The organism is Phnomibacter ginsenosidimutans, assembly GCF_009740285.1.
Taxonomy (GTDB): Bacteria; Bacteroidota; Bacteroidia; order Chitinophagales; family Chitinophagaceae; genus Phnomibacter; species Phnomibacter ginsenosidimutans.
Window position 1 is genome coordinate 1,220,088 of the sequence record NZ_CP046566.1, and the last position, 14,843, is coordinate 1,234,930.

General features: G+C 46.7%; 12 protein-coding genes and 1 pseudogene. 9 read left to right on the forward strand and 4 right to left on the reverse strand.

Features of this window, described 5'->3' with window-relative positions; genetic code table 11:
• Positions 1–7: 7 nt before the first annotated feature.
• The 4 genes from GLV81_RS05170 to GLV81_RS05185 all read right to left on the reverse strand — a co-directional run bounded on the left by GLV81_RS05170 (position 8) and on the right by GLV81_RS05185 (position 3,311).
• Positions 8–367 carry a cupin domain-containing protein gene (locus tag GLV81_RS05170; protein WP_157477450.1) on the reverse strand — a complete coding sequence of 120 codons (360 nt, stop codon included), beginning with the start codon at positions 365–367 and terminating at the stop codon, positions 8–10.
• 296 nt (positions 368–663) lie between these two features.
• Positions 664–1,614 carry an SGNH/GDSL hydrolase family protein gene (locus GLV81_RS05175; protein WP_157477452.1) on the reverse strand — a complete coding sequence of 317 codons (951 nt, stop codon included), beginning with the start codon at positions 1,612–1,614 and terminating at the stop codon, positions 664–666.
• 126 nt (positions 1,615–1,740) lie between these two features.
• The gene (locus GLV81_RS05180) at positions 1,741–2,430 is read right to left on the reverse strand and encodes a GDSL-type esterase/lipase family protein (RefSeq protein WP_197428956.1); all 690 of its coding nucleotides are present in this window, start codon (positions 2,428–2,430) and stop codon (positions 1,741–1,743) included.
• A complete protein-coding gene (locus GLV81_RS05185) occupies positions 2,427–3,311 on the reverse strand; it encodes a helix-turn-helix domain-containing protein (RefSeq protein WP_157477454.1) in 885 nt (294 codons plus the stop codon). Before GLV81_RS05185 ends, GLV81_RS05180 begins: the two co-directional genes overlap by 4 nt.
• 195 nt (positions 3,312–3,506) lie before the next feature.
• Here GLV81_RS05185 and GLV81_RS21095 point away from each other — a divergent pair, with 195 nt between their 5' ends.
• From GLV81_RS21095 to GLV81_RS05220, 9 genes and pseudogenes are all read left to right on the forward strand, one after another.
• The gene (locus tag GLV81_RS21095) at positions 3,507–4,049 is read left to right on the forward strand and encodes a carboxypeptidase-like regulatory domain-containing protein (protein WP_197428957.1); all 543 of its coding nucleotides are present in this window, start codon (positions 3,507–3,509) and stop codon (positions 4,047–4,049) included.
• The gene (locus tag GLV81_RS05190; RefSeq protein ID WP_197428958.1) at positions 4,022–6,631 is read left to right on the forward strand and encodes a SusC/RagA family TonB-linked outer membrane protein; all 2,610 of its coding nucleotides are present in this window, start codon (positions 4,022–4,024) and stop codon (positions 6,629–6,631) included. Before GLV81_RS21095 ends, GLV81_RS05190 begins: the two co-directional genes overlap by 28 nt.
• Positions 6,632–6,658: 27 nt before the next feature.
• A complete protein-coding gene (locus GLV81_RS19255) occupies positions 6,659–7,429 on the forward strand; it encodes a RagB/SusD family nutrient uptake outer membrane protein (RefSeq protein ID WP_197428959.1) in 771 nt (256 codons plus the stop codon).
• Complete coding sequence (locus GLV81_RS19260) at positions 7,417–8,277, forward strand: RagB/SusD family nutrient uptake outer membrane protein (RefSeq protein ID WP_197428960.1); 861 nt, start codon at positions 7,417–7,419, stop codon at positions 8,275–8,277. The genes GLV81_RS19255 and GLV81_RS19260 overlap by 13 nt, the downstream gene beginning before the upstream one ends.
• Before the next feature lie 30 nt (positions 8,278–8,307).
• Positions 8,308–9,354 carry an IPT/TIG domain-containing protein gene (locus GLV81_RS05200; protein WP_157477456.1) on the forward strand — a complete coding sequence of 349 codons (1,047 nt, stop codon included), beginning with the start codon at positions 8,308–8,310 and terminating at the stop codon, positions 9,352–9,354.
• A gap of 9 nt (positions 9,355–9,363) precedes the next feature.
• Positions 9,364–10,511 (forward strand): annotated as a pseudogene (locus GLV81_RS05205) (glycoside hydrolase family 26 protein).
• Positions 10,508–12,340, forward strand: coding sequence for a sodium:solute symporter family protein (locus tag GLV81_RS05210; protein ID WP_246186262.1), 1,833 nt, complete (start codon positions 10,508–10,510; stop codon positions 12,338–12,340). The pseudogene GLV81_RS05205 and the gene GLV81_RS05210 overlap by 4 nt, the downstream one beginning before the upstream one ends.
• A 17-nt stretch (positions 12,341–12,357) precedes the next feature.
• The gene (locus tag GLV81_RS05215; protein WP_157477458.1) at positions 12,358–13,563 is read left to right on the forward strand and encodes a glycoside hydrolase family 130 protein; all 1,206 of its coding nucleotides are present in this window, start codon (positions 12,358–12,360) and stop codon (positions 13,561–13,563) included.
• Positions 13,550–14,800 (forward strand): AGE family epimerase/isomerase, encoded by a 1,251-nt coding sequence (locus GLV81_RS05220; protein WP_157477460.1) that lies wholly within the window; start codon positions 13,550–13,552, stop codon positions 14,798–14,800. Before GLV81_RS05215 ends, GLV81_RS05220 begins: the two co-directional genes overlap by 14 nt.
• Positions 14,801–14,843: the final 43 nt, after the last annotated feature.

The following is a 14,843-nucleotide window of genomic DNA, read 5'->3' on the forward strand; positions in this document are numbered from 1 at the left end:
CAGGGGCTTATATCCAATCGAGTCTTTCTTTGGTGAGTGCATGAGTGGTTTCACCGGTATTGCGGGTGGAGGCGGGCTCAAAAAGCATCACCAGTACTTCTTCTTCGGCTACGGGTTTGTGTGGGGTTCCTTTGGGTACAATGATGCATTCGTCTTTGCCCAGTGTCACTGTTTTGTCGCGGAATTCAATGGTCAGATTGCCGCCGATCACCATAAACATTTCGTCTTCATCGTCGTGTTGGTGCCATACAAACTCGCCTTTGAAGCGGGCCAGTTTGATGTATTGGCCGTTGAGTTCACCCACAATTTTGGGAGACCAGTGTTCGGAGAAGCAGTTGAATTTTTCCTGGAGATCGATCTTGTGCATGGTCAAAAAAATGAGATTGAATTCCTGTTGGAGGAAATGTTGCAGAAGTACAAATGAATGAGAGCCTGCATTGGTATTCCTGTCAAAATCTTGTTGGAGTCAAAATTATGCTCCTATGTTGTCAATACCTATTCATCAGTAAACAGGCCTATTGGTAGCTGTTTCATGGTTACAGTTGTTCTTTTGGACCATGCTAATGTTTGCGGATACAGCTCGGCTACTTTTTTTAAAGGGTATTCTTTTCGGAGTTGTAATAATGCGGAATTGAAGCCGGCAAGTTTTATAAAGCCTCTTTGCTACCAGTCCATTTTTTGTGCTATAAATGCACTCAATTCTTCGGCCATTTGTGTATGCTCTGCCATGGTAGGGTGGCTATCGCAGCCGCTGGCATAGCGCTGGCTATAGAAGTAATGGGTGATGCGACTGATGCCCTGCTGCCGGCTTTGCTGCACCACCGCCAGTAAGTAGCGTTGCAATACTGCATTTAGTTCTGCATGTGCCATTGGGCTATTGAGTAAAATAAATGTAGCCTTGGGGTAATGCTGTTGCATTTGTTGCAGCAGTTGTACGTAGGCGTTGGTAAAGGCCACAGAATCTTGTATTCCATCGTTTTGACCAAGGCAAATGGTTACCACATCGGGCTGGTAGCGGCTAAAGCTCCATGGCAGGGCGTTGTCTGTCATGTTGATTTTGTTGTACACCTGCGGCATAACGGTTGTTTTATTGCAGCAGCTGTGTATGAGGCCAATACCCGACACGGAGGAGAGTTGCCATTGGGCGTTTAATTTTTGGGCGGTGAGTGGTCCATAGGCTTTGGATGCCCGGTGCTGATTGTACCACTGTCCGGTGTTGCAGGGGGCATCCTGCGTATCCATGCCTGTGCCGCAGGTGATGGAGTTGCCGAAAAATTCGATGCGGCGACTGGGGGCTTTGGGCAAAGGCAGGAGCCTGTTGCAACGTACGCCCCGCAGTTCGAGGTAGCCCATATCGGCTTCGGTGTTTTTGGTGATGGTGAGCTTGTGCCTGCGTTGCTTTTTGTTGGCTGCAATGTGTAGTACGTTATCTTTTCCGGTAAGCCATACTTTGTAAGAAGGTTCATTGTCGACTTGAATTTCGACACCGTTGTGATTGGTGCCCCATTTCATTTCATCGCCCAATAATACGGTGCAGCTATCGCCGCGAAATGACAACTCAATGTACACACCCGGTGCCCAAAAACGAGGCAGTTGCGGTTGTTCATTACTCACTCTGCCGGTGATGCGGATTTGGGGATGATTGGCTGCATAGCTTGGTACTGCCGGGCTGTGCCAAAGCTGTGATGAAACCCATGCAGAGCAGGCTGCAGCAAAAAAAGCGAAACATCATAGGGGCATTTATTTGCGGCGTAAATAAGGAGCAATGAGTGGTTGCCAGATGGCATAGCCCTGTTTGTTCATGTGCAGTTTGTCTGACAAGAAAATGTCTTCCCGAATGCTGCCATCTGCATTGAGCATGTGGCTGTACACATCAATGTATTCGAGCCGTTTGGTGCGGTTGGCAAAGGTTTTGATGAGCTCGTTGGCGGCTTGCATTTGCGGGAGTACTTTTTGTCTGAACGGACTTGGCTTCATGGAAATGTAAACAATGGGCACTTTCGGCATTTTGCTGCGGATGTAATTGTGCAATCTTTTGAAGCGAACGAGGATGCTGTCGGCAGTTATCTGCGGACCGCCACCAAAATCATTTTCGCCGCAGTAAATCACAATTTGTTTGGGGTTGTATGGAAAGATGATTTCATCGGCATAGAGCAATAAGTGCGGCAGCGAGGAGCCGCCAAAGCCCCTGTTGAGAATGGGATAGCCCGGAAAATAATCCTGCACATCTTTCCAGTTGGTAAAGCTGGAACTGCCAATGAACAGGATGGGTTTTTGTGGGGGTGCTTTGATAGAATCCTGTTTTTTAAACCACGCAATTTCATTGGCAAATGGTGCTGCCGCTTGTGCCTGTGTGGTATTGGTTGGCGCTGTAAGCATACAGCAGACAACCACTATTGTCCATACGCTTTTCAATAATCTATTCGTCATATAAATACTCGTTTTTCGTAACTGTAATTTTCACGGAATTCTTTGGGGGTGCAGTTTTTCTTTTTGCGGAACAGGCGGTTGAAATTGGAAATATTGTTGAAGCCGCAGTGATAAGCTACTTCAGCAACCGGTTGATGCGTATCGATGAGTAGCCGCGACGCATGGCCCAATCGTATTTCGAGCAGGCTATCCATAAAGCTGATGCCGGTGTGAGATTTGAAGAAGCGGCTGAAAGATACCTGTGTCATGTTGGCCAGCTTGGCAGCATCGGCCAGGGCAATGGGTTTGTCGAAATTTTGTTTCATGTACTCCATTACCTTTTCTACGCGGCGGCTGGTGTAGCTGCTTTGTACATTGTTGAAACTGCCATTGGATAATATGCGCATGTTTCTGGAAATGGAGAGGTCGTGTAAAATGGACATGAGTTCGAGTACCGAATCGAAGCCCTGTTTGGTGCGCAGTTGTTTCAACCGCGGACTGATTTGCTGAATGGTGCTTTTGGAGAAGAGAATGCCCCTTGTGGATTTCTCGAACATGTCGCGGATAAAATGCAGTTGATTGCGCCGCAGCATTTTGTCGTCAAACAAGTCTTTGTGAAACTGAATGGTGATTTCTTGTATATCACGGCTTTTGCATTGATGTGTTTTCCAAACATGTGGCAGGTTGGGGCCCACCAGCACCAGTTCTGCTGCGTCTATCACTTCAATATGATCGCCAATGACGCGTTTGGCTCCCTTTGCATTTAAGATGCAGTTGAGTTCATATTCTTCATGATAATGCAGGGGAAAATCGAACTCGGTTTTGGTGCGTTCGAAAATGGTAAAGCAATCGCTGGCGGTGAGCGGCGTTATTTCTTTCAGGATGTTTCTTTGGCTCGTCATGATAAAATAATATCATTTATGAATGCTGAGTAAACCTGCCTGATTGGGCTTGTATTGTGCTGTTATTACAGTGTGTGAAGAAAGAGAATTGCAGGGAGATTCAAACTGTTTTTCAGAAAAGTACAATAATTGGATAAAATAGTACTATTTAGCTGGACCCTTCGAAATCTACATTTGAACAAACAATCTTGCTGTATGAGAAAATTCATGTCGTGTTGTTTGCTGCTGTGTGTTTTTGTATTGTACGAAGCACAGGCGCAAACAAGAAAAGTAACCGGAAAGGTTACTGACGAACAGGGCGCTGCATTGAGTGGTGCCACTGTTTCGGTGAAGCAAACGGCTATTTCAACCCTTACCGATGCGAAAGGTGCTTTTACGATTGAAGTGCCGGCTACCGGCAAAACATTGCTGATATCGTATGTGGGCATGGAAACGCTGGAATTGCCTATTCAGGGAAAAAACAATGTAACCGCACAATTAAAAACGCAGGCCAGTGCACTGGGCGATGTGGTGGTGATTGGGTATGGTAGTGTCCGCAAAACGGATGCTACAGGTGCCGTGCAACGCCTTACCCGTGAAGATTTGTTGCGGGATAATCCCAGCAATATTTTGCAAGCGATGCAGGGCAAGCTGGCCGGTGTAAACGTCACGCAAAACGATGGTGCGCCGGGTGCAGGCCTCAGTATCAGGGTGCGGGGTTCCAATTCTTTTTGGGTGGTACAGAACCTTTGTATGTGATAGACGGTGTACCGTTCAACAACAGCAACAGTGGCGGCACGCCTGGCTCTATTGGTGAAGATGAAAAGCAAACGCTGAATGTGTTGGCCTTTCTTAACCCCAACGATATTGAATCCATCGACATTTTGAAAGATGCTTCGGCAACGGCTATCTACGGTTCTCGTGGTGCCAATGGTGTGGTGCTCATTACCACCCGCAAGGGCAGGCTGGGCAAAGACCGTGTAGAACTCACAGTGAATTTGGGTATGGCAGAAGTAAGCCGCAAGTTGCCGATGCTGTCGCCACAACAATTTGCCCGCTATCAAAATCTCTCTTATGAAAATGCCAATTACTACGATGGTACTTCCTACAATATTCCATACTCACCCGAGCAGATTGATTCGTTGGGCAGCGACAAGAACAACTGGCAGGATGCCATTTTCAGAAAAGGATTTTCGCAGCAGTATGCATTGAATGTATCGGGTGCTACGGAGTCTGGCAGCCACAGTTTGTCATTTCAATACCTCAATCAGGAAGGTACGATCATTCAATCAGATTTCAGAAAGATAGGATTGAATGCCAACCTGCATCGCAACGTAGGCAAATTTGTGAAAGTGGGCACCAGTACGTCTATTGCCAACTCTCGAACCAATGGTGTAAAAACCGGTACAGATAAATCGGATGCGGCCAGTGCCGGTGTTATTCGTGCTGCCCTTACTTATCCGCCTACCATTCAGCAAGAAGAAGAATTTGATGGTACCGGTGAAGGCTTCTTCATTACGAACCCTGTTATTTATTCTAGAGATGTACTCAACCGGGTGACGGGTTACACCATCTTTTCTTCCAACTATGCTGAAGTCAGTTTTTTGAAAGACTTCAAGTTTCGGCAGAACCTGGGTTTTAACTACGGTGCCAACACCCGAGATCAGTATTATCCTCGCACTGTGTATGAAGGATTTAGCGTAAAAGGTTCGGCATTGAAGGCGGATAATATCTGGACGAGCATGGTATCTGAAAGCATTCTGACATTCAACAAGAAACTGGACAATCACAGCATTAATGTAATGGGTGCTTCTACGTTTGAAAGAACCAACGGTCAATCAAAAAGAGCGGAAGCCAAAACCTTCCCCAATGATTTGTTGCAAAATGAAAACATGCAATCTGCCGAGCAGGTGTTGCCCATCATTACCAACAAGTATCAGTCTACACTGATTTCATTTTTGGGTCGTATCAATTATACCTACAAAGACAAACTGTTGCTGACACTTTCTTATCGTCAGGATGGCTCCAGCAAGTTTGGTAAAAACAACAAGTGGTCGGGCTTTCCATCTGCTGCAGTAGCGTGGAAGTTGCATCAGGAAAAATGGCTGCAAAAATCCAAGGCAATTTCTAACCTCACCATGCGGTTGAGCTATGGCCAAACCGGTAATCAGGGTATTGGTTCGTATGCATCGCTGTCGAAACTGGCAGTGTACAACTACACATTCAACGGCACTACACAAACAGGATTGGCCGATGACGTGTATGCCGGTCCTGCGAACCCCGGTTTGAAGTGGGAAACCACTACTGCCTACAATGCCGGAATCGATTTGGGCTTGTTCAACAACCGCCTGCAGTTGCATGCCGATGCGTATGTAAAAAGAACAGATGATTTGCTGCAATACATCACCACGCCGGCTTCTACAGGTTTTCAGCGCCAGCTGCGCAACTCTGGTTCTGTAGAAAACAAAGGCCTTGAATTGTCGGTAGAAGGTTTGATTGTAAACAACAAAAACTTTCAGTGGAAAGCCAATGCCAATATTGCTTTCAACCGCAATAAAATCCTGAGTTTGGGTGGCGATGTGAAGGAGCAATTTGCCAGCAATATTTCTACCCGTGATGCGCCTTTTATTCAGGTGGCGGGTCAGCCCATTGGTGCTTTGTATGGCTATGTAGAAGACGGCTATTACGACAACGAAGCAGAAGTGCGTAATTCCATGGTGTATGTGAATCAGCCGTGGGCCATCATTCGCCGCATGATCGGTGAAGTAAAATATCTGAACCTCGACAATGATCCTACTTCTATAGCAGCTACCGACAGAATGGTCATCGGCAATGTGAATCCCGATTACACATTTGGATTCATCAACAACTTCAGCTACAAAAACTTTGACCTCAGCATTTTCATCAATGGTGTGCAGGGTAATGATGTGGTGAACATGAACAAAGTATTCAATGGCAATATCGGTTCGTCTAAAAACATCAGCGAAGACATGCTGGCTGGTGCGTGGACGCAGGGCAAAGACAATAGCATGGCTACTGAACCTAAAGCCATTCGTCAGTTTTGGCGTACACTGTTGTTCTCCCGCCGTTTTATTGAAGATGGCAGTTTTGTCCGCATCAAGAATGTAGCATTGGGCTACACTCTTCCCAAGAAGTTGGTGAAGGGAATCAACTCCATTCGGGTAGTGGCCAGTGTTAATAACCTGTACACATTTACGAAGTATACAGGCTTCGATCCGGAAGTGAACAGCTATGGTGATAATCCTGCTTTGTTTGGTGTAGACCTGGGTGGTTATCCCAATGCCAGAACCTACAATTTGACCATTCGTTGCGGCTTCTAATTGTGCACGTCAAAAAAAGAAAGAGGAATGAAAAAGAGTATACAAATAAAAACGATACTGGCTGCACTCACGGGCATGTTGTTGCTCAGCGCCTGTAGCAAAGAGCTGGAAGAAAAACCGTTTTCGTTTTTGTCGCCGGAAAATTTTTACAAGAACGAAAGTGATGCCAAAACCGCCATCAATGGGGTGTACAACGCTCTATACACCTATGATATGTATCTACAGCCGTTTTGGAATCTTACGGTGTTGGATGACGATCATGTATCTGGTGTAGACTGGTTTTTGGGTACCAGTGGTGCGGGTAACCCGCAAGGTTATTGGGGTGTGAACGGACCATGGGTGGGATGTTACAGCATCATTGCCCGTGCCAATACCGTGCTGGAAAATGTGGCCAATATTGAAACACAAATTGACCCCGAGATTAAAACCCGCATTATGGGTGAAGCCCACTTCTTGCGGGCATGGTCTTATTTTCAGTTGGTGCAGTTGTACGGGCCTGTGCCGGTACGTTTGAAATCATTGTCGGCAGATGCGAATCCTGCAGTGCCCCGTACACCGGTGAAAGAAGTGTACCAGGTAATTATTGATGAGTTGAAGCTGGCCGAAACGATGTTGTTCCCGGTTGGTCATAGCAAGGCTGGTGAGCCCGGCCGTGCCACCCGTGGATTGGCAAAGGGATTGCTGGCCAAAGTGTATCTCACTATGGCATCGGGTGGCGTGGCATCGGGCACGGTATCGGTGCGTGGTGGTCAAGACAATGCGGTGTATGTGCATACAAAAATGTGGTGGCAGGTTTAGAAGGCCTCGATACCAAACAATATTTTGAACTGGCACGGGATAAAGCCATGGAAATAATCAGCAGTGGTGAATACAGTTTGTTTACCAGCTGGAAAGAACTGTGGAGCAAGGCGGGCCGCAACAAGCAGGAACATATGTGGATGCTGCAATCGCAGGCAGGCACCCAGTTTGTCAATAACCTGAGTATTTATTTTTCTGCATACTCTACGTTTGGCCGTGGTGCGGTGTGGGTAACCAACAACCATTATTCCGATTACGAAGACAAAGACAAACGTACATTGGATGGTGTAGCACACAACTATGAAACCAACACGGGCACTAAGTATTACTACCCTTCGTGGCAGGCCGATTTGTACCGTATTGTAAATGGTGTAACCTACAACAACAATGGCACAACAGATAACAGGGCATATGTTATCAAATACGCCGATGTAAACGATCCCACTGTAGCCAACAGCGACGCCCATTACCCGTTGATGCGCTATTCGGAAGTGTTGCTGACATATGCAGAAGCAGCCAACGAAGCCAACGGTGGCCCGACCACAGAAGCCTACAAGCAGTTGAATGCTGTACGTGCCCGTGCAGCCGCTACAGAAGCACCCGCCGGCATGACGCAAGAGCAATTCAGAAGTTTTGTGATTGCTGAAAGAGCCAGAGAATTTGCCCTCGAAGGTGTCCGCCGTTTCGATCTGATGCGCTGGGGCATCTACCTGCAGGTGATGAACAAAATTTCTGCAGGACAAAACAATATTTCCAAAGTGCGGAGTTTGCGCAACTTGTTGTTGCCCATTCCGCAGGCTGAACTGAACTCCAATCCGATGATTACAGAAAACAATCCCGGTTGGTAAATTTCTTCATCTATCACTACCTTCTTATTTATGAAAAAGAATTTGCATAACCTCTACCGGCTGTTGCCGCTGCTGCTGCTTAGTGCATTGTATGCCTGCGATAAGGACAAGCTGGATGCGTCAGCCGCACCACCAGAAATCTCAGGTGTTACGTACCTCACCAATCGTGAAGTGCAGCAGACATCTGTCAACTATGGCGATTGGATCATCATCAAAGGCCAGCATTTGGCCACCACGTACAAGGTTGATTTTAGTGGAGTAGTAGCTGCAGATTCCTTGACCTATGCCGATGATACATCGGTGACGGTGAAGATTCCTCCCACACTGCCGGCACCTGCCGATAACCCTATCACTGTCACTACCAAGTATGGGACTGCTACTTACAATTTCCGCATTTTGCAACCGGCTCCTGAGATATTGTCTGTAGAGCCGATGGCGGGTGCTGCCAATCAGGAAATCACCATCCGCGGTTATTATTTTGGCGGTGTTACCAGTGTGAAGTTTGGCGATACACCGGCCGAAATTGTGAGCAATACCAAAGAGGAAATCAAAGTGAAAATTCCTGCTGGTATTACTACGGCTTATATTACTGTAACGACGCCCAGTGGCACGGTTCAATTTTCTAAAATCTTCGGGTTTAAGTATGAAGTGTTTACCGATGGCTTGCCCGCTGGCTGGACTTACAGCCCGTCATCAGCCAACGTAACGTATGATGCCACTGTGACGACGCCTGTTCGCAGAGGTGCTACTTCTTTAAAAGTTGAGTTCAAAGCAGCATGGTCATTTTTACGGTTGGTAAAATCTGTTGCCTTGAGTAGTACTGGTTATCAGGGATTGAAGTTTTCTATGTATGCACCCGATAATTTCCTGAACAAGAAAGTGCGGATTTACCTCAACGGTTCTACAGCGGCAACTTACACCATTACGGTTGCCAAAACGAATGAATGGATAGATTATCAGCTGCCGTTTACCAACTTCAATAATCCGGCTACCATTACGCAGATTATTTTCAATGAGTTTAGCGGCACCGCTACTTTCCCCCGTCAGATTTATGTAGATGATATTGGCTTGTATTAAAATAACAGGATGCTGAAAAGGATACAGAAGTTTTTGGTTGTGTTGTTTGTAGGCTGTTGTACTGGCTGGCTATTGCCGGCATCCGCACAGCAGGTGTCGGATAAGCATGCTACCAAAGAAGCCAAGCGGTTGTTTCAACGGCTCTATACTTTGCAGTCGAAGTACCGCATTTTCGGCCATCAGGATGCACTGGCCTATGGTGTAGGCTGGAAAGGCATTCCGGGTAAAAGTGATGTGGCCACAGTGGTAGGTGAACATCCGGGGTTGATGGGCTGGGATATTGGTCACCTTGAATTAGATGCTGCTAAAAATTTGGATGATGTACCCTTTGATAGCATGAAGCGATACATCCGTGAAGGACATGCTGCTGGTTCTGTTATCACCATCAGCTGGCATTTGCGTAATCCGCTTACAGGTGGCTCTGCATGGGATACCACACATGGCACTGTTGCATCCATTTTGCCAGGTGGCAGCAAGCATGCTGTGTTCAATAGCTGGCTCGATAAAGTAGCTGTATTTATGCAAGACTTGAAGGATGACAACGGCAGGTATATTCCTGTGTTGTTTCGGCCCTTTCATGAAGTAACGGGCAACTGGTTTTGGTGGTGCAAAAACAATGCAACCCCAGAAGCGATACAGCAATTGTGGCGCTACACGGTGCAGTATTTGCGGGAGCAAAAAAACTCCATCATTTGCTGTATGTGTACAACACCGCTGAGTTTGCCGATGCACAGGCTTTCCTACAATATTACCCCGGTGATGATGTGGTGGATGTGATGAGCTTCGATCAGTATCAGCATGAACCGGTAGCACAAAAGCAGCAGTTTATACAAATCATGCAGCAGCGGGTGCAGGTATTGTGTGCTACGGCACAGTCGCACAAGAAAATTGCAGCTCTTGCTGAAACAGGCATGGAAGCTGTACCCGATCCGCAATGGTGGACAACCGTGTTGTTGCCCATTGTGGAAAGGTATCCATTGTCGTATGTGTTGTTGTGGCGCAATCATGGTTATATGCCTTCCACAGGCAAAATGCATTATTACGGACCCTATGCAGGGCAAGTGTCGGCAGCAGATTTTATACAATTCTATCATCACCCCGTGATGTTGTTTCAACGAAAACTGGCCCAATTAAAAGAGAACAAGCGTAAGAGATGATACAATTACAATGGCTGGATATTTCGATTGTGCTGGCATACCTCGCCACCATGGTGTTCATTGGTTTCTACATGCGCAAAAAAGCACGTGAAAACAAAGAGAGCTACCTCATGGGCGGCAAAAAACTGCCCTGGTATATGTTGGGCTTGAGTGATGCCAGCGATATGTTTGACATCAGCGGAACCATGTGGATGGTGTCGCTGTGTTTTGTGTACGGGCTCAAGAGTATCTGGATTCCTTGGTTGTGGCCTGTGTTCAACCAAGTGTTCATGATGATGTTTTTATCGAAATGGTTGCGGCGTTCCAATGCCAATACCGGTGCTGAGTGGCTGGCTACCCGCTTTGGTACACAAGGCAAGGGAGTAAAAGGTTCGCACCATGTGGTGGTGGTGTTTGCCCTCATTGGTTGCTTTGGTTTTCTGGCTTACGGCTTCATTGGCTTGGGTAAATTCATGGAAATATTTGTGCCGTGGGAAGTAGTGAAAGGCTATGTGCCTTTTGATGTGCCGGCTGGATATGTGGCACATTTCTACGGTATTGTATTTACGCTGTTTGCCATGTTCTATTCTATACTGGGTGGCATGCACAGCATTGTATTGGGTGATGTCATCAAGTACATCATCATGACGGTGGCTTGTGTGGCCATAGCGGTTATTGCCATGCAACATTTGCATAGTAGTACACAACCGCTGCATGTGCCAGAAGGTTGGCTCAATCCGTTTTTTGGCTGGCACCTCAATCTTGATTGGTCGGCCATTGTGCCTGCTGCCAATGAAAAAATTGCCAACGATGGTTTTGAATTGTTCGGCATCTTTTTCATGATGATGTTATTCAAAGGTGTATTTGCCAGTTTGGCCGGCCCGGCGCCGAACTACGATATGCAAAAAATATTATCTACCCGTTCGCCAAAGGAGGCCAGCAAGATGACAGGTTTTGTGTCCATCATTCTGCTCCCCGTTCGCTACTCCATGGTCATAGGATTAACGGTGTTGGCATTGCTGTATTTTCCGCAATTGAATTTGGCCGGCGAGTCGGGAACAGACTTTGAAAGAATTTTGCCTGCTGCTGTCAATCAGTTTTTACCCGTCGGTATTTTGGGTCTTGTACTCACAGGTTTGTTAGGCGCTTTCATGGGTACATTTTCCGGCACCCTCAATGCGGCACAAGCCTACATTGTCAATGATGTGTATTTGCGCTATATCCGTCCGGATGCCAGCAATAAGCAAATCATTCGTACCAATTATATCGTAGGTGTATTAGTGGTGGTTATCGGCATTATACTTGGCTTTTTTGCCAAAGACGTCAACAGTGTGTTGCAATGGATAGTAGGCGGCTTGTATGGCGGTTATATTGCTGCCAACCTGATGAAGTGGTATTGGTGGCGCTTTAATGCCAATGGCTTTTTTTGGGGCATGGCCAGTGGCATTGGTTCAGCACTCATTTTTCTGAAACTCTACGACGGATTGTTTTTGTACATCTGGCCATTGTTGTTTGTGATTTCTATTGCAGGCTGTTTGATAGGTACCTACACGGCGCCGGCGACAGACATGGCTACGCTTACCCGTTTTTACAGCACGGTAAAACCATGGGGTTTTTGGAAACCCGTTCATGAAACGCTGTTGCAAGAGCATCCCGATTTTGTTGCCAATAAAAGATTCAAACTCGACATGTTCAATGTGGTGTTGGGCATCATCGCACAATGCTGCCTCACCATTCTGCCGATGTACATCGTATTGTGGATGAAGTTGCCGCTGCTCATCACCATAGCAGTATTAACGGTTATTGTAGTGGTGCTGAAATACACCTGGTGGAATAAACTGGAAGATTAGCGCATAAAAAGACAAGCATGAAAGAAAAATTTTACAGCCGTTTTGCTCAACTGACTGCACAGCATGAATTGCTGTTACATCGTCCTAACCAGGCCAGTGCAGATACCAACGGAATTGTTCAACGATACACACATCCTGTACTCACAGCAGCACATGTGCCGCTGGGGTGGCGATATGATTTGAATCCGAAAGACAATCCTTATCTGATGGAACGCATTGCTGTGAATGCAGTGCTCAATGCAGGTGCTATCAAGTGGCAAAACAAATACTTGCTGATGGCGAGGGTAGAAGGTGCCGATCGCAAATCATATTTTGCCATTGCAGAAAGTGAGGATGGTGTTCAGGGATTTCGTTTTTGGGATACACCTTGTGTTATTCCCGAAACAGACGATCCCGATACGAATGTGTATGACATTCGTTTGGTAGCGCATGAAGACGGATGGATATACGGATTGTTTTGTACCGAAAGAAGAGCGAAGGGTGTGCCCGCTTCTGATCAATCTTCAGCAGTAGCACAATGCGGCATTGTACGTACACACGATTTAAAAACATGGGAACGCTTGCCCGATTTGATAACACCATCGCCACAGCAACGCAACGTAGTTTTGCATCCTGAGTTTGTACAAGGCAAGTATGCTTTTTACACCCGTCCGCAAGATGGCTTTATTGATGCCGGCAGAGGTGGTGGTATCGGACTTGGATTTGCGACAAGTATGGAGCAGGCAGTTATTACAGAAGAACTACTACTGGATAAAAAAATGTACCATACGGTATATGAGTTGAAAAACGGGTTAGGGCCAGCACCCATCAAAACGCCACAAGGTTGGTTGCACCTGGCGCATGGTGTACGCAATACCGCAGCAGGCTTGCGTTATGTGTTGTATCTGTTCATGACAGATTTGGCAGATATTGGCAAAGTGATATACAAACCTGCCGGATATTTTATGGCGCCGGAAGGCGAAGAACGCATTGGTGATGTGTCCAATGTATTGTTCAGCAATGGTTGGATTGCCGATGAAGATGGCCGTGTATTGATTTATTACGCCTCCTCTGACACCCGCATGCATGTGGCTGTGAGCAGCATCGATCAACTGCTGGATTATGTGATGCATACACCTGCTGACACATTTCGGTCTGCCGGTTCGGTAGCTAATATTTTGTCGCTCATTCAAAAAAACAATGCTCAGGCAGTTGTAGCTGCAACACTCTATGCAAGCGTTTAAACAAGCCATGCTGCAACTGCCACCCTTGTCGCCGCTGCAAGTGGAATTGCTGCATACCTATCATCAGCAATGCATAGCAGAGCTGGATGAGATTGTGGATTGGTGGAGCACACATATGCAAGATGACGCAGGCGTTTTCTATGGCCGCATGACGCATGCCGGCACTATAGAACCTGCGGCAGCAAAGGGGCTGGTGTTATACAGCCGTTTGTTATGGACATACTCAGCAGCATTTGCTTTTCGTAAGAAAAAAGCAGATGCTGCAACCGCACATCGGTTGTATCAATACCTGCGGCAATATTTTTTCGATCAGCAATTTGGCGGGTTTTACTGGAGTGTTGATTGCGAAGGGGAATGTCTCAACGACCGAAAGCAAACCTATGGGCAGGCGTTTGCCTTGTATGCGATAAGCACTTACGCCAGCACTTTTCAATCGGCGGAGGCCACTGCTGTTGCCATGGATGTTTTTCTCCTGATTGAAGGGCGTTGTAAAGATGTACATGCAGGTGGTTACATCGAAGCCTTTGCCCGAAACTTTACTGCCATAGACGATTTGCGCCTGAGCGATAAAGATGCCAATGTGAGTAAATCTATGAATACGCATCTGCACGTACTGGAAGCGTATAGTAGTCTGTATCATGCTACAGGCAATCAGCGGGTACAACAGGCCATCATTGATTTGTTGCATCTTTTTCAGCAGCACATAGTCTCTCCACAGCGTTTTACTCAACACTTATTTTTTGATGTTGATTGGCAGGTTCAATCGCATATCATTTCTTACGGGCATGATATAGAAGCATCATGGTTGCTGCACGAAGCTGCCTGTTGTACAGCAGACAAAGAGCTGATGCAACAGGTTGCATCGTTATCGGTTTCGATGGCAGTAGCTGCAATGAAAGGGGTGGATGACGACGGCGGCATGTGGTATGAACAGCACACGGATACGGGCGTGCTGAACAAAGAGAAACATTGGTGGCCACAAGCAGAAGCCATGGTTGGTTTTATGCATGCCTATTGCATGGGGGGCAATGAGCGGATGCTGGAGCAATCGGTGAAAAGCTGGTTGTATATCCGTAACCATTTGAAATCGGATTCACCTGGTGAGTGGCACTGGGGCATTGATGAAAGCGGTCGTGCCATGCAAGAAGACCGTGCCGGTTTCTGGAAATGTCCGTATCACAACAGCCGTGCCTGTATCGAAACAGCGCAACGCATCGAATGGTTGTTGCATAGGTAGCACAACAGCTTTGCGCATTGTAGTTGAAAAGTATTGAATCAAT

Bases quoted from the DNA above. Each gene is read 5' to 3' on its own strand.
- GLV81_RS05170 (WP_157477450.1), bottom strand. From the start codon at position 367: ATGCACAAGATCGATCTCCAGGAAAAATTCAACTGCTTCTCCGAACAC.
- GLV81_RS05180 (WP_197428956.1), bottom strand. From the start codon at position 2,430: ATGACGAATAGATTATTGAAAAGCGTATGGACAATAGTGGTTGTCTGC.
- GLV81_RS05185 (WP_157477454.1), bottom strand. From the start codon at position 3,311: ATGACGAGCCAAAGAAACATCCTGAAAGAAATAACGCCGCTCACCGCC.
- GLV81_RS21095 (WP_197428957.1), top strand. From the start codon at position 3,507: ATGAGAAAATTCATGTCGTGTTGTTTGCTGCTGTGTGTTTTTGTATTG.
- GLV81_RS19255 (WP_197428959.1), top strand. From the start codon at position 6,659: ATGAAAAAGAGTATACAAATAAAAACGATACTGGCTGCACTCACGGGC.
- GLV81_RS05200 (WP_157477456.1), top strand. From the start codon at position 8,308: ATGAAAAAGAATTTGCATAACCTCTACCGGCTGTTGCCGCTGCTGCTG.
- GLV81_RS05210 (WP_246186262.1), top strand. From the start codon at position 10,508: ATGATACAATTACAATGGCTGGATATTTCGATTGTGCTGGCATACCTC.
- GLV81_RS05215 (WP_157477458.1), top strand. From the start codon at position 12,358: ATGAAAGAAAAATTTTACAGCCGTTTTGCTCAACTGACTGCACAGCAT.
- GLV81_RS05220 (WP_157477460.1), top strand. From the start codon at position 13,550: ATGCAAGCGTTTAAACAAGCCATGCTGCAACTGCCACCCTTGTCGCCG.